This window comes from Streptomyces sp. NPDC088147 (assembly GCF_044741565.1).
GTDB lineage: Bacteria > Actinomycetota > Actinomycetes > Streptomycetales > Streptomycetaceae > Streptomyces.
This window is the reverse complement of the sequence record NZ_JBIUSY010000003.1, coordinates 679045-696018: the sequence shown is the minus strand read 5'-3', so window position 1 is coordinate 696018 and position 16974 is coordinate 679045. Positions and strand designations below refer to the sequence as shown.

Annotated in this window: 13 protein-coding genes; 6 read left to right on the top strand and 7 right to left on the bottom strand. The window is 71.2% G+C overall.

Annotation, left to right across the window (positions count from 1 at the left end; all coding sequences use genetic code 11):
• Positions 1–153: 153 nt before the first annotated feature.
• The 4 genes from ACIOGX_RS13955 to ACIOGX_RS13940 are packed head-to-tail and all read right to left on the bottom strand — an operon-like array spanning position 154 to position 3724.
• The gene (locus tag ACIOGX_RS13955) at positions 154–873 is read right to left on the bottom strand and encodes an ABC transporter permease subunit (RefSeq protein ID WP_356509022.1); all 720 of its coding nucleotides are present in this window, start codon (positions 871–873) and stop codon (positions 154–156) included.
• A 25-nt stretch (positions 874–898) separates the two neighbouring features.
• Positions 899–1810, bottom strand: a complete 912-nt coding sequence (locus ACIOGX_RS13950) for an ATP-binding cassette domain-containing protein (protein WP_356509020.1) — start codon at positions 1808–1810, stop codon at positions 899–901.
• A complete protein-coding gene (locus ACIOGX_RS13945) occupies positions 1807–2718 on the bottom strand; it encodes an ABC transporter permease (protein ID WP_356509018.1) in 912 nt (303 codons plus the stop codon). The genes ACIOGX_RS13950 and ACIOGX_RS13945 overlap by 4 nt, the downstream gene beginning before the upstream one ends.
• A complete protein-coding gene (locus ACIOGX_RS13940; RefSeq protein ID WP_401913409.1) occupies positions 2708–3724 on the bottom strand; it encodes an ABC transporter ATP-binding protein in 1017 nt (338 codons plus the stop codon). The genes ACIOGX_RS13945 and ACIOGX_RS13940 overlap by 11 nt, the downstream gene beginning before the upstream one ends.
• 355 nt (positions 3725–4079) lie before the next feature.
• Here ACIOGX_RS13940 and ACIOGX_RS13935 point away from each other — a divergent pair, with 355 nt between their 5' ends.
• The 5 genes from ACIOGX_RS13935 (at position 4080) to ACIOGX_RS13915 (ending at position 9320) form a co-directional block, all read left to right on the top strand.
• Positions 4080–4910 carry a M24 family metallopeptidase gene (locus tag ACIOGX_RS13935; protein ID WP_401912920.1) on the top strand — a complete coding sequence of 277 codons (831 nt, stop codon included), beginning with the start codon at positions 4080–4082 and terminating at the stop codon, positions 4908–4910.
• A complete protein-coding gene (locus ACIOGX_RS13930) occupies positions 4907–6706 on the top strand; it encodes an SDR family oxidoreductase (protein ID WP_401912917.1) in 1800 nt (599 codons plus the stop codon). The genes ACIOGX_RS13935 and ACIOGX_RS13930 overlap by 4 nt, the downstream gene beginning before the upstream one ends.
• Positions 6703–7677 carry a metal-dependent hydrolase gene (locus tag ACIOGX_RS13925; RefSeq protein ID WP_401912914.1) on the top strand — a complete coding sequence of 325 codons (975 nt, stop codon included), beginning with the start codon at positions 6703–6705 and terminating at the stop codon, positions 7675–7677. The genes ACIOGX_RS13930 and ACIOGX_RS13925 overlap by 4 nt, the downstream gene beginning before the upstream one ends.
• 2 nt (positions 7678–7679) lie before the next feature.
• Positions 7680–8633 (top strand): MerR family transcriptional regulator, encoded by a 954-nt coding sequence (locus ACIOGX_RS13920; protein ID WP_401912911.1) that lies wholly within the window; start codon positions 7680–7682, stop codon positions 8631–8633.
• A gap of 132 nt (positions 8634–8765) precedes the next feature.
• Complete coding sequence (locus ACIOGX_RS13915; RefSeq protein ID WP_384769001.1) at positions 8766–9320, top strand: RNA 2'-phosphotransferase; 555 nt, start codon at positions 8766–8768, stop codon at positions 9318–9320.
• Positions 9321–9421: 101 nt separating this feature from the next.
• Here ACIOGX_RS13915 and ACIOGX_RS13910 read toward each other — a convergent pair whose 3' ends face one another.
• Positions 9422–10321 (bottom strand): LLM class flavin-dependent oxidoreductase, encoded by a 900-nt coding sequence (locus tag ACIOGX_RS13910; protein WP_356509008.1) that lies wholly within the window; start codon positions 10319–10321, stop codon positions 9422–9424.
• A gap of 175 nt (positions 10322–10496) precedes the next feature.
• Here ACIOGX_RS13910 and ACIOGX_RS13905 point away from each other — a divergent pair, with 175 nt between their 5' ends.
• Complete coding sequence (locus tag ACIOGX_RS13905) at positions 10497–11402, top strand: Cof-type HAD-IIB family hydrolase (RefSeq protein WP_401912907.1); 906 nt, start codon at positions 10497–10499, stop codon at positions 11400–11402.
• Between the two features lie 67 nt (positions 11403–11469).
• On the opposite strand, the gene ACIOGX_RS13900 is transcribed toward ACIOGX_RS13905, so the two are convergent.
• The gene (locus ACIOGX_RS13900; RefSeq protein ID WP_401765719.1) at positions 11470–13176 is read right to left on the bottom strand and encodes a GAF domain-containing protein; all 1707 of its coding nucleotides are present in this window, start codon (positions 13174–13176) and stop codon (positions 11470–11472) included.
• A gap of 20 nt (positions 13177–13196) precedes the next feature.
• Positions 13197–16889: a thiol reductant ABC exporter subunit CydD gene (cydD, locus tag ACIOGX_RS13895; RefSeq protein ID WP_401912904.1), complete on the bottom strand. Its 3693-nt coding sequence runs from the start codon at positions 16887–16889 to the stop codon at positions 13197–13199.
• Positions 16890–16974: the final 85 nt, after the last annotated feature.

Sequence of the window (16974 nt, the reverse complement as noted above, 5' to 3'; positions counted from 1 at the left end):
GGCTCGACGCTACGAATCCCAGTTGCCTCCACGCACCCCGAACAACGAGCCGATAAGCGTACAGTTACGCCGCAACCCCTACCCATCGGGCAGGGGTTGCGGCGTAACGACGGCGCGCGTCGGAGGACGTGGCGGCAGGCGGAAGCCTTCGGCTCACTCCTCGCCCGCGAGCGTCAGCGTCCGCAGTTTCTGTCCCGCGTACCAGGTCGCGACCACCGAGACACCGACCAACAGGACCACCGCGAGCGGCAGTCCGACGTCCGAGGTGATCGTCGTCCCGTCGCCGATCTTCTGGGCGAGCGCCAGGGACCACTGCTGGACGCTGAGCGTGCGCGCGCCCGCCACCAGGCTGCCGAAGAGGGTTTCCCAGACCAGCGCGTAGACCAGTCCTATGACCACCGCGTGCCGGCTGACCGTGCCGAGCAGCAGGAACAGCGCGCTGTAGGCGATCGAGGCGACAAGCGCCGCGACCGTATAGGCGACGGCGATCTGCTGGCCGTTGCCGTTCAGGATGTACCCGGCGATGAAGGTGGGGATCGCGGAAAACGCCATGGTCACGGCTATCGCCACGATCAGTTTGGTGAAGATGATCGTCGACCGTTTCACCGGCTTGGACAGCAGATAGACGATCGAGCCGTCGTCGATCTCGGGCCCGATCGCGCCCGTCCCCGCGATCACGCCAATGAGCGGCACCATCGTGGCCAGGGCGAAGCCGCCCAGTACATCGGACGCGACCTGGTCGTCCAGTCCGTTGAAGCTGCGGACGGCCGCCGCGATGAGGATCAGCAGCGCGGGCAGTACGAAGAGGATCGCGGCCCGGCGCCTGCCGAGCAGGGCCCGGTAGGTGAGCCGGGCGACTGTGGGGTTGTACATGACGTCACAGCTCCTTTCAGGCCGCTCAGGCCGCTACGAGGTAGGAGAAGACCGATTCGAGGGACTCGTCCGAGGGCGAGACCGCGAGCAGCCGGATGGAGTGCTCGCGGGCGACCCGCGGCAGCAGTTCGGTGAAGCGGCCGAAGTCGACCGCCTGGATGCGCAGTGCGCCCTCGGCGACGTCGACCTCGATACCGGCCGTCGACGGGTCGGCGATCAGCGCGGCGGCGAGCGCGCGGTCGTCGCTGGACCGTACGAGATAACGGTGCGGCCGGTCGGTCATAAGGCGGCGGATCTTGCGGAAGTCACCGGAGGCGGCATGGCGGCCGGCCACGATCACCTCGATGTGCGAGGCGAGTTGCTCGACCTCCTCCAGGATATGGGAGGAGAACAGGACTGTCCGGCCCGTGGCGCCCATACGCCGCAGCAGATCCATCAGCTGCATCCGCTGGCGCGGGTCCATCCCGTTGAACGGCTCGTCCAGGAGCAGCACCGACGGGTCGTGCACCAGCGCGGACGCCATCTTCACGCGCTGGCGCATGCCCTTGCTGTACGTCGCGATCTTGCGGTCCTGCGCGTACTCCATCTCGACCGTCGCGAGCGCCGCGCGGGCCGCTTTCGCGCCCAGTCCGTGCAGTTCGGCGTTTGCCACGACGAAGTCGAGGCCGGTGAGGAAGTCGTACATGGACTCCCGCTCCGGCACGATGCCGATCTGCCGGTAGACGGACTCGTTGCGCCAGATCTGCTTCCCGTCGAGGGTGACGGTGCCCGTGGAGGGGGCGAGGAAGCCGGCCATCATGTTGATGAGGGTGGACTTGCCAGCGCCGTTGGGGCCGAGCAGGCCGGTGACACCCGGACCGATCGTCATCGTGACGTCGTTGACGGCCACCACATTGCCGAACCAGCGCGAGGTGTGCTCGATATTGATGGTGGTCACAGCCCGACCTTCCGGTAACGGCGCATGAGAACGGCGTACGAGCCGAGGACGAGCGCGAGTACGACGAGCAGATAGATCACGCCCACGCCGGCCGAGGGCCCCGCCTCGCCGGGGAAGGCGGAGGTGGCGCCCAGGAAGGCGGTCTGTACGCCGTCGATGAGCGTGATCGGCGAGAAGAGGCCGAGCCACTTGACGGCGCCGAGCGCGTCCGTCTGCCAGGCGATCGCCTGGATGGTGGAGACCGCGCCGTAGGAGATGGTCAGGGTGGCGATGACCGCGGCGACACCGAAGCCGCGGCGCGGTGTGAGCGCGGCCATGACGAGACCGATCCCGCCGAAGAGGAGCGAGAGCAGCGCGACCGAGGTCACTCCCTGGCCGAACCCCTTGGTCTGGTCGACGAAGTCCATCTTGGCCAGCAGAGAGCCCACATAGAGGATCACGAGCGGAGCCGCGGTCAGTACGAAGAGCGCGGAGGCCATCGCCGCGTACTTCGCGACGACGTAGTCGACCCGCTCGATCGGGCGGGAGAAGTACAGCGGCACGGTCTTGAAGCGCAGATCCCGCGAGACGGACTGCGGGGCCTGGGCCGCGAGATAGAGGCCGATGACGGCCTGGGTGACGATCGCGTAGCGCGTGTAGTCCAGCGGCAGGGTCTTGAGGTTGGTCGCGATGGCGACCGCGACGATGATCGCCGCGGGCAGGCACATCACCGCGAAGAGGATCATCGGCAGGACCTTGGACTTGGCCGAGCGGCCGAGTCCGTACGCGCCGCGCAGGGACTGCGAGTAGAGGGAGCGCCGGGCGTAGGCGCGGCCGAGCCGCGGCCCGTCGTAGTTGCGGTACCCGATGTTGTGGATCCGGGTGGCTCCGGCGCCTGCCCCGGTACCGGCCTCGGTCTCAGTGCTCATCGCGGGCGCCTCCCTTCTGCAGTGCGTACTCCGCGTCGTCGGCGCCCTGGCCCGGCCGGGCCCCTTCGGCGGACGGCTGCGGGCGGAAGACCTCCGCTATGTGGTGGCGGCGCTGCTCCATCCGTACGAGCCCCAGGCCGAGGCCGGCGACGGTGTCGCGGACGACGTCGTACGTCTCCTCGCCCTGGGCCTCGATCAGCAGGATGTGGCCCGCGCCTGGCAGCCCTTCCTCCATGCCCGCGTGGAGGGTGAGTCCGGCGGCGATGAGGGCCTCGCGCAGGGACCGCGTGCCGTCGGGGTGCGCGTCCGTGTCGGTGACCTCGACCGCGAGGGTGGTGGTGCTCTGCGTGAAGTCGCTGGTGGAGCTGGAGCGCAGAAGCGTTCCGCCGTCGATGACGACGACATGGTCACAGGTGCGTTCGAGCTCGCCCAGGAGGTGCGAGGTGACCAGGACGGAGATGCCGAAGTCGGTGTGGACGCGCCGGATGAGGCCGAGCATCTCGTCGCGGCCGACCGGGTCGAGACCGTTGGTCGGCTCGTCGAGGAGGACCAGCTGGGGGTCGTGGACCAGCGCCTGCGCGAGCTTGACGCGCTGCTTCATGCCCGTGGAGTAGCCCCCGATGGGGCGGTAGCGCTCCTCGTACAGGCCGACATGGCGCAGCGTGTCGGCGGTCCGCTCGCGGGCCGCGGTCGGTGGAAGTCCGGACATGCGCGCCATGTGGACGACGAACTCGGTGGCCGAGACGTCAGGCGGCAGGCAGTCGTGCTCGGGCATGTATCCGACGCGCTCGCGGATGGCGCCGCCGCTGGTGGCGACATCGAGCCCGAGCACCGTGGCCCGGCCTTCCGTGGCGGGGGACAGACCCAGCAGGATCTTGATCATGGTGGACTTGCCGGCCCCGTTGGCACCCACCAGACCGGTCACACCCGGTCCGATGTCCAAGGAGAGCCGGTCAAGCGCGGTTACCCGGGGGAACCGCTTGCTCAGGCTTTCTGTCGCGATCACAGTCACAGGTCGACGGTAGTGGCGCGGCTCGCGGTGAGCGTCAGACCAGGCGGCTGTATCCATATCAGCCTCCAGACGTACGGAACCCGTAAGGGCGCCGGGCGCCGGTCGGTTATCCACAGGAACACCCCGGCCCTTGACGTCGCCGCCAACCATTGTCACATTCATCAGTGTCACGTTACGGACACGTACCGCACACGGAACGGGGTGCGGGGACGGGCGGGAGGCGGTGCGGTGACGGAGACGACGTGACGACCGGAGTCGACGCGATGGCGGCGGCGACGGAGTGACGGAGGGGGCGCAGTGGCGGGGACGACGGAGTGACGGAGGGGGCGCAGTGACCGGAAGGGACGCAGTGACGGACGCACGGGCCACGGAACTGCGGGGGTTCAGGGAGGTGCAGCGCCTGGCGTACGCGTGCGCGGAGGCGGTCGCCGCGCGGCTGCGGCCGGGGGTGACCGAGCGTGAGGCGGCGCGCATGCAGCGCGAGTGGCTCCGTGCCCGTGGTGTGCGCGACTGGTTCCATCTGCCCTTCGCGTGGTTCGGGGACCGTACGGCGTTCGCGGGCTTCCGGATACCGCTGCAGTTCTTTCCCACCGGCCGGCGGCTGGAAGCGGGCATGCCCTTCATCCTCGACCTGGCGCCGGTCCACCGCGGCTTCACGGCCGATGTCGGCTACTCGGGCTGTCTGGGGCAGAACCGGCTGCACGGCAAGCTGCTCGCCGACCTCGAGGCGCACCGCGAGCTGATCCTGCGGGAGGTGCGCGAGCGGCGTCCGCTGAGGAAGATCTACCAGGACGTGGACCGGCTGATGGTGCGACAGGGATACGCCAACCGGCATCGCGCGTATCCGTTCGGTGTCATCGCCCACAAGATCGACCGGGTGAAGGAGCGCCGTTGGTCGCCCCAGGTGTTCGGCTTCGGCACCCAGTCGCTCAAGGGGCTGGCGGCCGACGCCCTGCACGGCCACCGGGACGGCTGGTCGCCGCTGTGGAGCCCGTACAGATTCTCCGATCACCCGCCGAAGCCGGGTCTGTGGGCGGTCGAACCCCACCTCGGATTCCGGGGTACCGGCGCGAAGTTCGAGGAGATCCTGGTGGTCACCGACTCCCGGGACCCGGAGCAGAGCGCGTTCTGGCTGGATGACGATCTGCCGCATGTGCGGCGCTGGGCGGAGGCCGTATGAGCAACGGTGCGGGCGGGAGCGGCGGTACGGACGCGGGCCTGGCGGGCGCGCGGGTGCGCCGGGTGCGTACGGGCGGGATCGAGCTGTGCGTCGCCGAGCTGGGCGATCCGGCGCGGCCGACCGTCCTGCTGGTGCATGGCTATCCGGACAGCAAGGAGGTCTGGTCGGAGGTCGCGGAACGGCTCGCGGACCGCTTCCATGTGGTGCTGTACGACGTACGGGGCCACGGCAGGTCGACGGCGCCGGTCCCGCTGCGCGGAGGGTTCACGCTGGAGAAGCTGACGGACGACTTCCTGGCGGTCACCGACGCGGTGAGCCCGGACAGGCCGGTCCATCTGGTCGGCCACGACTGGGGTTCCGTGCAGTCCTGGGAGTTCGTCACGGTCGCGCGGACCGAGGGCCGGATCGCCTCCTTCACCTCGATGTCGGGACCCTCCCTCGACCATATGGGGCACTGGATCAAGCAGCGCGCCGCCCGGCCCACTCCGCGCCGGGCCGGCCAGCTCCTCGGGCAGGGCGCCAAGTCCTGGTACGTCTATCTGCTGCATACGCCCGTGCTGCCGGAGCTGGCCTGGCGCGGTCCGCTCGGCAGGCGGTGGCCGAAGATCCTCCAGCGGGTCGAGAAGATCCCCGGCGGTACGTACCCGACGTCCTCGCTGCCGCAGGACGCGGCACACGGCGCGTGGCTCTACCGGGACAACGTCCGCGCCCGGCTGCGCAGGCCGCGTGCCGACGCCTACGCGCACGCCCCGGTGCAGCTGATCACGCCCACCGGCGACGCGTTCCTGTCGGAACGGCTCCACGACGATCTGGAGCAGTGGGTTCCGCACCTCGTGCGGCGCACGCTGCCCGCGAAGCACTGGGTGCCCCGCACCCGCCCCGACCAACTGGCCGCCTGGATCGGTGACTTCGTCACGGCCCACGAGGACGGCGGGGTCCCGGACCGCGGTACCGCTCCGCGCGGTCCGTACGCCGAGCGCTTCGGCGGACAGCTGGTGCTGGTCACCGGCGCGGCCAGCGGTATCGGCCGGGCCACGGCCTTCGCGTTCGCCGAGGCGGGCGCGCGGGTCGTCGCGGTCGACCGGGACGAGGAGGGGGCGGCCAGGACCGCCGAGCTGGCCCGGCTGATCGGCGCTCCGGAGGCCTGGGCCGAGCCGGCCGACGTCGGCGACGGGCAGGCGATGGAGGAACTCGCCGAAAGGGTCGCCGCCGAGTACGGCATCGTCGACGTGCTGGTCAACAACGCGGGGATCGGGCTGTCGGGAGCGTTCCTCGACACCACCGTCGAGGACTGGAAGAAGGTCCTGGACGTCAATCTGTGGGGCGTCATCCATGGCTGCCGGCTCTTCGGCAAGCAGATGGCCGAGCGTGGCCAGGGCGGTCATATCGTCAACACCGCTTCCGCGGCCGCCTATCAGCCCTCGAAGGCGCTGCCCGCGTACAGCACGTCCAAGGCGGCGGTGCTGATGCTCAGCGAGTGTCTCCGTGCCGAGCTGGCCGGGCAGGGCATCGGGGTCTCCGCCATCTGCCCCGGCTTCGTCAACACGAACATCACCTCCACCGCGCGTTTCACAGGTGTCTCCGCCGAGGAGGAGGAACGGCGCAGGAAGAAGTCGTCACGGCTGTACGGTCTGCGCGACTATCCGCCCGAGAAGGTCGCCGACGCCGTACTGCGCGCCGTCGTACGCAACCAGGCCGTGGTGCCGGTCACTCCGGAGGCCCGCGGTGCGCGGCTGCTGTCCCGGATCGCGCCGGGCGCGCTGCGTGCCCTCGCACGGGTGGATCCGCCGCTGTGAGCGCCGAGTCGAGCGAGCGGCACCCCATCGCGCCGCGCCGGGTCTCGTTCGACTGGCGCGGGACCCCTGTGCACTGGATACCGGACGAGCCCGCCGCCACCCATGTCTTCAATGTGCTGCATCTGTTGCTGCCCGCGGGCGAGCGGTGGTTCGTGAAGGTCTTCAAGGAGGGTCTTCCGCTGGTCACCGACGCGCGACTGGCCGAGGACGTCAAGGGGTTCATGGGGCAGGAGGCCACACACAGCGTGCAGCACTCCTATGTGCTGCGCCACCTGGCGGAACAGAGCCTGGACACCGACGCGTACACCCGGCACGTGGACTTCCTCTTCGAGCGACTGCTCGGCGAGAAGCCGCCCTGGAGGATTCCCCTCCCGGCCGGGAGATGGCTTCTCTACCGGCTGGCGTTCGTCGCCGCGATTGAGCAGTTCACGGCGGTCCTCGGCGACTGGGTGCTGCGCGCGGAGGGGCTGGACCGCGCGGGCGCCGACGCGGTCATGCTCGATCTGCTGCGCTGGCACGGCGCGGAGGAGGTCGAGCACCGTGCGGTGGCGTTCGACATGTACCAGCACTGCGGCGGCTCCGATCCGCTGCGGTACGCCCGGCGGATCGGGACGATGTGCGTCACCGCGCCCGTGCTGCTGTGGCTGTGGGCCAGGGGCACCGCCTATCTGATCCGGCACGACCCCCAGCTCGCGGGCCGGCCGCGCTACTCGCTGCGTGCCCACAACAGGGCGGTCGGCAAGGGGCTGCTGCCCACCTGGCGGGAGCTCGGCTCGGCGATACCCCGCTACTTCCGGCGCTCGTACCATCCCTCTCAGGAAGGCTCGTCGCGCAGGGCGGCCGACTATCTCGCGGCCTCGCCGGCGGCGCGTGCGGCGGCGGACGCGGCGGCGCGAGAGGCGGCGCAGGGTACGGGCGCAGCGGAGGGTACGGGCGCGGCGGATCGCGCGGCCCTGGGACGAAGGGAGTGAGCGTGCCAGGGTTCGTTCCGGGGGCCGCGCCCGGCACCGAGTACCGGATCGAGGGTCTCGCGCAGGCCAGCGGCGCCACGGTCCGTACGATCCGCGCCTACCAGGACCGCGGGCTGCTGCCCAGGCCGGAGCGGCGTGGCCGGGCCAATGTGTACGACGGCACCCATCTCGCCCGGCTGCGGCAGATCGCCGATCTGCTGGACCGGGGCTACACCCTCGCGTCCATCAAGGAGTTGCTGGAGGCGTGGGACGCCGGGCGCGGACTGGGCGGGGTGCTCGGGCTGGTCGCCGAGGTACAGGGACCGTGGACCGACGAGGAAGCGGCCAGGATCTCCCGGGCGGAGCTGGACGAACGGTTCGGCACACGCGATGACGCGGCCGTCGAGGAGGCCGTGGAGCTGGGTGTGCTGGAACGTATCCCGGGCCGTGATGACGCCTTCCTCGTCCCCAGCCCTCAGGAGCTGGCCGTGGCGGTGGAGTTGCACGCGGCAGGGGTGCCGCTGCCGGCAATCTCCGGTCATCTGAGGGAGCTTCGCGGCCAGGTCGAGCACATCGCCTCCCGCTTGCTGGAGTTCACCACCGAGCATGTCTTCGCCCGCTATCTCGGCCACATGCCGCCGACAGACGCGGACGCGGCCGAGGCCGCCGCGCTGGTGCGCCGTATGCGGCCGCTGGCGCAGCAGTCGGTCGATGCCGAACTGGCGCGGGCGATGCGGCTGTTCGCCACCTGTCACCTCCAGCGGCATCTGGAGGTGGACGCCCCTCCCGCGCCCCGGTCCGGGACCCGGTCCGTGCAACTGCCCGCCGACACGATCCGGGCTGTGGAAAACCTGGTTGGTCCGGAGAGGGTGGCCGCCTTTGTCGCCGCGGCCACCGAACGCGAGCTACAGGCAAGGACCTTGGACGACCTCGCCTCAACCCACAGGCAAAACAGTCAAATTAACCAAATAGGTTAAAACGCAAGCCAGTTGTCCACAGATTCGCCAAATAGCCTGTGGATAAGCCAAATTGACTGTGGATCAAACCTACGGACCGTCAGCATTTTGAAATGAGTGGCGCGGAAGAGCACCACCGGTCACGCTGTTGCGATGACCGGAGTATCCGATGAACGACGCATCGTGAAGGTGTCGAAGTACCTCGCCAAACACCTGCGCCACCAGCCCGAGCGGATCGGCATCACCCTCGACGCGAATGGCTGGGTGCCGGTCGACGAACTGATGACCGCCGCCGCCGCGCACGGCTTCCGGCTGAGCCGCGCCGAACTCGACCATGTGGTCGCCGTCAACGACAAACGGCGCTTCACGATCGACGGCGACCGGATCCGCGCCAACCAGGGCCACACCGTCACCGTCGATCTGGAGCTGCCCCCGGCGCACCCGCCCGCGTACCTCTACCACGGCACGGTCGCCCGCAACCTGGACGCGATCCGGGACGAGGGGCTGCGCCCCATGGACCGCCACCACGTCCATCTCTCGCCGGACCGCGAAACCGCGACGAGGGTGGGTGCGCGCCGCGGCCGGCCCGTCGTCCTCCCGGTGGACGCGGGAGCGATGCACCGCGACGGGCTGGTGTTCCACGTGAGCGCCAACGGCGTCTGGCTCACCGACTCCGTACCGCCGCGGTACCTGCGCTTTCCCGGCTGACGGATGACGGCCGACCACCGACCACAGACCGCCGACCACAGACGGTTGACCGCTGACCGCCGACAACCGCCCGCCGACAGCCGACCGGCCCCGAGCGGGCGCTACCGCCGGAGCTGGGCCGGAGCCTCGGTGGCGATGCGCTCGTAGACCCGCTGGTCGGCGGCGAACTCCGAATCCGGGATGGGGGCGTGCACCGCGATTTCGGTGATACCCAGCTCGAAGTGCCTGCCCGCGAAGTCCACGAACGCGTCGAGCGACTCCATCGGGCCGTTCCGGTCCGGGGTGAAGCCCGTGAGCAGGATCTTCTCCACCTCCGACGCCTCCCGCCCGATCTCCACACAGGCCTTGCCCAGCCGTTCGATCTGCCCGCTGATGGCGGCACGCGACTGCTCCGGCGTACCCGTCTCGAACAGCTTCGGATCCCCCGTCGTCACCCAGGCCTGACCGTGCCGGGCGGCGAGCTTCATCCCGCGCGGCCCGGTGGCCGCCACCGCGAAGGGCAGCCGGGGCCGCTGCGCACACCCCGGGATGTCACGCGCCTCGACCGCCGAGTAGTACGTCCCGTCGTACGTCACCGAGTCCTCGGTCAGCAGCCGGTCGAGCAGTGGCACGAACTCGGCGAACCGGTCGGCCCGCTCCTTCGGCGTCCAAGGCTCCTGCCCCAGCACCGTCGCGTCGAAGCCGGTGCCGCCCGCTCCGATCCCGAGCGTGATCCGGCCGTCCGAGACATCGTCCAGCGAGATGAGGTCCTTGGCGAGCGTCACCGGATGTCTGAAGTTCGGTGAGGTGACGAGGGTCCCCAGCCGCAGCCGCTCGGTGACGGCGGCAGCCGCGGTGAGGGTCGGCACCGCCCCGAACCAGGGCCCGTCGCGGAAGGTCCGCCAGGACAGGTGGTCGTAGGTGTACGCGGTATGGAAACCGAGCCGTTCGGCTCGCAGCCATTCGTCACGGCCTCCGTCGTGCCAGCGGCGGACGGGCAGGATCACGGTACTCAGACGCATGCCCCTGACGATACGGGTGCGTCCGGAGCGGACGTCCGGCCGGGCGGGGAGCCCACATGCGACCGGGTGGGGAGCCCACGTACGACCGGGTATCGGGGCCGCCGGCACGCGCCGGGCCCACTCAGATGTGCGCCCCTCCGCACGCTCGTGCGTACCCGTACGGGAGAATGGACGCGTGACCTCGCCCCATGGACCCGCGCCCGTGCCCGACGACTCCCCGCTCCCCGCCAGGCCCCGGCTGATCGCCACCGATCTCGACGGCACACTGCTGCACGACGACAAGTACGTCTCGGACCGTACGATCGCCGCGCTCGCCGCCGCCGAGGAGGCCGGTATCGAGGTCTTCTTCGTCACCGGCCGCCCGGCCCGCTGGATGGATGTCGTCAGCGAGCATGTGCACGGCCACGGGCTCGCGATCTGCGCCAATGGCGCCGCGGTCGTCGATCTGCACGCGGGCGGAAAGCTGTTGCAGGTCCGTCCTCTGGAGCGCGACACCGCCCTGGCCGTCGTCCAGGCGCTGCGCGACGCCGCGCCCGGCACGACCTTCGCCGTCGAGCAGAGCACCGGCATCCATTACGAGCCGGCGTATCCGCCCTTCCACCAGGATCCGGGCGCGACCATCGCCACCGCGGAGAAGCTCCTCCAGCTCTCGGAACAGGTCCAGGAACAGCAAGCGGAGGACGGGGCCGCCGCCCCCGTGCTGAAACTGCTCGCCCACCACCCCGATCTGACGCCCGACGGCTTCCTCGCCGTGGCCCGTACAGCGGTGGGCGACCGCGCCGTCATCACCCGCTCCAGCCCGAGCGCGCTCCTCGAGGTCAGCGGCCCCGGGGTCAGCAAGGCCAGCACGCTCGCGCTCTGCTGCGCCCAGCGCGGCATCTCGTCCGACGAGGTCGTCGCCTTCGGCGATATGCCGAACGATCTGGAGATGCTGACCTGGGCCGGGACGTCGTACGCGATGGGCAATGCCCACCCGGACGTCCTGGCCGCCGCCTCGGGACGTACGGTCACGAACAACGAGGACGGCGTCGCCATCGTCATCGAGCAGATCGTGGCCCGTCGCCGGGCAGACGAACACTGAGCAGACGGACACTGAGCGCACGCACACTGAGCGGACGGACACTGAGCGGACGGACAAGCACCGCGCCCTACAGCGGGACCTGCCACACCACCGTCGTACCGCGCCCGCGCTCCCCGAGTCCCGGCTCACACGTGCTCGATCCACCCAGCGAATCCGCCCGTCGCCCGAGGTTGCGCAGCCCGCTGCGCCGCCCGCCCGCCGGAATCCCGACCCCGTCGTCGCCGACCGACAGCCGGACCGCGCGCCTGCCGTCGGGAAGCCGGACGGTGGAGTCGACGACGACCTCGATCCGGGTGGCATGCGCGTGCCGGAAGGCATTGGACAGGGCCTCCCGGAGCGCGGCGATCAGGTTCTTCCCGGCGAGTTCGCCGACGGAGTCGACCGGGCCGACGAAGCGGTGGGCGGGCCGGAAGCCCAGGGGCACGGCCGCCATATTGATCTCCCGCAGCACCCGGGTACGGATCCCGGGCGGGGCCTCGGCCGGTCCCTGCTGGAGCGCGAAGATCGCCGTACGGATCTCCTGGATCGTCACGTCCAGTTCCGCGACCGCCCTGTCGATGCCGTGGTGCACCTCCGGCGCCACCATCTCTCCGCGCTGGGCCCGCTCCAGCGTCATCCCAGTGGCGAACAGCCGCTGGATGACCAGATCGTGGAGGTCACGGGCGATCCGGTCGCGGTCCTCCAGTACGGCCAGCCGCTCCCGGTCCCGCTGCGCCTCGGCCATCATCAGGGCCAGCGCCGCCTGTGAGGCGAACTGTGCGGCCAGCGCGCGTTCCCGAGGGCTGAACGGGCGCGCCCCCCGCGTGCGCGGCATCACCAGCGCGCCGAGCACCCGCCCGTCGGTCCGCAGCGGCAGCAGCATGAGGGGGCCGAACTCGGAGGCCAGCCCGGTCACCAGCCGCGGATCGTGGGCGGCGTCGTCCATGAAGACGGATTCGCCGGCCAGCAGAGCCGCGACGGCGGGGGCCGCGGCCGGCACAGAGGAGCCCACGCGCAGCGCCGGATGCTCCGCGGACACGGCCACGACCTCCAGGCTGCCGTTCCGCGCGCGCAGCATCACCGCGCACATGGCCGAATCCGAGAGCCTGCGGCCCTGCTCCGCGACGACGGAGAGCGCGTCGTCGGCGTCACCACCGGAGAGGAGGGTGGTGGTGACCGCGACCGAGCCGTCGATCCACCGCTCGCGCTGCCGGGCCGCCTCGTACAGCCGGGCGTTGCCGATGGCCGCCCCGGCCTCGGTGGCGAGCACCCGCAACAGGCGCAGATCACCGTCGTCGAACTCGCCCCCGCCCGCCTTCTCCGCCAGATAGAAATTGCCGATCGTCCTGTCCCTCAGGCGGACGGGGACGCCGAGGAAGGTCCGCATCGGCGGATGGCCCGGCGGGAATCCGACGGTGCGCGGATCGGTCGTCAGATCGGTGAGCGTGATCGGGTCGGGGTCCCGGATCAGTGCGCCGAGAAGGCCGCTCCGTCCGTCCGGTCTGTGCCCGATCCGCCGGGCCACCTCCTCGCTCGCCCCGTAGGTCACGAAGTCCGAGAGGCCCTCGCCCTCCTCGTCGACCACACCGATCGCCGCGTACCGGGCGTCGGCGAGTTCGGCCGCGGTCTCACAGATCCGGTCGAGCGTGGAGTGCTGCCCGAGACCGGTGCCGGCCGAACACATCGCCTCCAGCAGTTGGGGCACGCGCGCGGCGGTCTCGGCGGACAGGCCCTCAAGGCTGGTTGCCGCGCGGGCGGCGGCCTCGAGGGGGTCCTTGGGTTCGGGCACGTCCATACCCAAGAGCCTAATAAGTCCTATTTGACAGGGAAAGTCGACTTCTGGGCTTCCAGGAGGTCTCCGGCTCGCTCGCGTTCGAGCATCCGGCGCAGCGGCCCCTCGTCGGCGGCCAGTTCGGCGTACGAACCGCGCTGTACGGGGCGACCGCCGTCGAGAACGATCACCTCGTCCACCGAGTCGAGGCCCTGCAAACGGTGGGTGATGAGCAGCGTTGTCCGCCCCTCGGTCGCCGCCAGCAGATCGGTGGTCAGTGCGTCGGCCGTCGCCAGGTCCAGATGTTCGGCCGGCTCGTCGAGCACCAGCACCGGGAAGTCGGCGAGGAGCGCGCGGGCCAGCGCGAGCCGCTGCCGCTGGCCCCCGGAGATCCGTGCGCCATGCTCGCCGACGAGCGTGTCGAGTCCGGCGGGCAGGGTGTCGACCCAGTCGAGCAGCCGGGCCCGGCGCAGGGCGTCGCGCAGTTCGTCCTCGGTCGCGTCCGTACGGGCGAGCCTCAGGTTCTCCCGTACGGAGCTGTCGAAGAGATGCGCGTCCTGGGCGCACAGCCCCACGAACCGCCGGACGGTGTCCCCGTCGAGTGCGGCCGTGTCGGTACCGCCGAGCCGGCAGCCGCCCTCGCGCGCGTCCAGGAAGCGCAGCAGCACCTGAGCCAGCGTCGTCTTGCCCGAACCGGAAGGCCCGACGACGGCGACCCGCTTCCCGGCGGTCAGCGTCAGATCGAAGCCGCTGAGCGCGTCCCGCCGCTGCCCCGGGTACCGCGCGGCCAGCCCGCGCACCTCCAGGGGGAACGGCGATACGGGAGGCGCGGCCGGCCGCTCGGGCTCCCGTACGGGTACGGGCGCGTCCAGCACCTCGCACACCCGCTCCGCGCTGCGCCGGGAGCGCTGCCGGTACCGCACGGCGAGCGGCAGCCCCGTGACCGCCTCGAACGCGGCGAGCGGGGTCAGGACGACCACGGCCAGTTCGACGCCCGCGAGCCGTCCGTCCGCCAGGGCCCCGACCCCCACGTACGCGGTCGCCGCGACGGTCAGCCCGCAGACCAGGGCGGTGAGCCCGCCGCCCAGCGCGTTGGCGCTCGCGCCACGGGAGGCGATGGCCGTCAGCGTCCCGTCCGCCTCCCGCGTCCCGCGCATCCGGCTCGTCAGCGCGCCCGCGACGGTCAACTCGGCCATACCGCTGAGCAGATCGGCGACGCGTGTGGCCAGCAGTCCCCGCGCCGGGGCGAGTCGCCGCTCGGCCCGGCGGGCGCGGGCACCGCTCAGGAGCGGTACGCCCACACCGGCGACGAGCAGCCCCCCGGCCAGTACGGCGCCCGCCTCGGGCAGCAGCCACGCGGTGAATCCGACGGCCCCCACCCCGACGAGCAGGGCGGAGCCGACCGGCAGCAGCCACCGCAGCCAGTAGTCCTGGAGTTCGTCCACATCGGCGACCAGCCGGGACAGCAGATCGCCCCGCCGGGTCTCGCGCAGTCCGGCCGGCGCGATGCGCTCCAGCCGCCGGTATACGGAGACCCTGAGGTCGGCGAGCATCCTGAGCACCGCGTCGTGCGACACGATCCGCTCGGCGTACCGGAAGACGGCCCGCCCGATACCGAAGGCGCGGGTCGCCGTCACCGCGACCATCAGATAGAGAACGGGCGGCTGCTCGGAAGCGCGCGAGATGAGCCAGCCCGACACGGCCATCAGCCCGACGGCGGAGCCGAGCGCGCAGCTCCCGAGGACCAGCGCGAGCACGAAGCGGCCACGGAGCGCGCCGACGGCGGCCCGCATCCGCGCGAGCGGAGCCCGCGCCGCGGCGCTCCCACCGTTCCCGCGTGTTCCGGTGTCCCCGCCGTCTGCGCGTCCGCCTCCGTACCCGCCGTCCACCGCGCCGAAGGCGGCGGGCACGGCGCCTTCTTCGTCGGGCGGGGGCAGCGCGGGGAGGTCACCAATGCCGAGCCCCGGACCGGACTCCTCGATCGCCGACCCCACTGACGCCATCGACGCCAGGGGAGTCAGAGGCGTCAGGGGCTGCGCCATGGATACCGGCGACCCGGGCAGCTCCGGCCCCTCGGATCCCGCCGTACGTTCGAGGGGCCGCGCCCGCTCCGTGAGGGTCACCACCCGGTCCGCCACCGCGAGCAGCGCCGGCCGGTGGACGACCAGCAGTACGGTACGGCCCACCGCCAGGCGCCGTACCGCCTCGACGATGCCCTCCTCCGTCTCGCCGTCGAGCGCCGCCGTGGGCTCGTCGAGCAGCAGCAGCGGCCGGTCCGCGAGGAAGGCGCGGGCCAGCGCGAGCCGTTGCCGCTGGCCCGCCGAGAGCCCCGCCCCGTCCTCACCGAGCGCGGTGTCCGGTCCGTCCGGGAGGGCCGCCACGAAGTCGTACGCTCCCGCGTCCCGCAGCGCGTCCCGTACCGCCGCGTCGTCCGCGTCCGGCCGGGCCAGCCGTACGTTCTCCGCGACCGTCCCGGCGAAGAGATACGGCCGCTGCGGCACCCACGCGATCCGTTCGCGCCAGCGCTCCTGGTCGAGGGAGTCCAGATCACGGCCGTCCACCCGCACCCGGCCCTCATCGGGTACGGCGAAGCCGAGAACCACATGCAGCAGGGTGGTCTTGCCGACACCGCTGGGGCCGACCAGAGCGACGGTCTCCCCCGGCTCGACCGTCAGCGTGGCCGCGTCCAACGACGGCTCCGTACGGCCCGGATGGCGGACCGTCACCCCGTCCAGCTCCAGCCGCAGCGCGCCCGGCACCTCCCCCGTACCGCCCGCCGGAGGCTCGGTCTCCAGCACCCTGAAGATCTCCTCGGCCGCCGACAGCCCTTCGGCCGCCGCGTGATACTGCGCCCCCACCTGCCGGATCGGCAGATATGCCTCGGGGGCGAGAATCAGTACCACCAGCCCGGTGTACAGATCGAGTTCGCCGTGGACGAGCCGCATCCCGATGGTGACGGCGACCAGCGCCACCGACAGGGTCGCGAGCAGCTCCAGCGCGAACGACGACAGGAAGGCGATCCGCAGCGTACGGAGGGTGGCCTGCCGGTATTCCGAGGTGATCGTACGGATCGCCTCGGCCTGCGCCTTGGCCCGGCCGAAGACCTTGAGGGTCGGCAGCCCGGCGACCACGTCCAGGAAGTGGCCCGACAGCCGGGAGAGCAGGCGCCACTGACGGTCCATCCGGGCCTGCGTGGCCCAGCCGATGAGCGCCATGAACAGCGGAATCAGCGGCAGGGTCACCACGATGATGGCCGCCGAGACCCAGTCCTCCGTGACGATCCGGGCCAGGACCGCCACCGGCACCACCACGGCGAGTCCCAGTTGCGGCAGATAGCGCGCGAAGTAGTCGTCCAGTGCGTCGACCCCGCGGGTGGCGAGCGCGACCAGCGAACCGATGCGCTGCCCGCTCAGCCACCCCGGGCCCAGCTCGGCGGCCCGTTCCAGCAGCCGTCCGCGCAGTTCCGACTTGACCGCGGCGCTCGCCCGGTGAGCGGCCAGCTCGGTCAGCCAGGAGACCAGAGCACGCCCGGCGGCGACCGCCACCAGCAGCAGGAGAGGAGTACGCAGGTCGGAGCCGTCGAACCCGCGCTGGAACGCGCCGACCACCACCTCTGCGATGAGCATCGCCTGAGCGATGACCAGTCCCGCGCCGGCCACCCCGAGGACCACCACCGCCACCAGGAAGAAGCGGGTGGCCCGCGCATACCGGAGCAGACGAGGGTCGATTGGTTTCACGTGAAACACCTACTCCTACTGCTCTGCCGCTACTGCTCTGCCTGCGCCTCGGAGCCATATGGTCCGGCGGCTCGCGCTCCGGGCC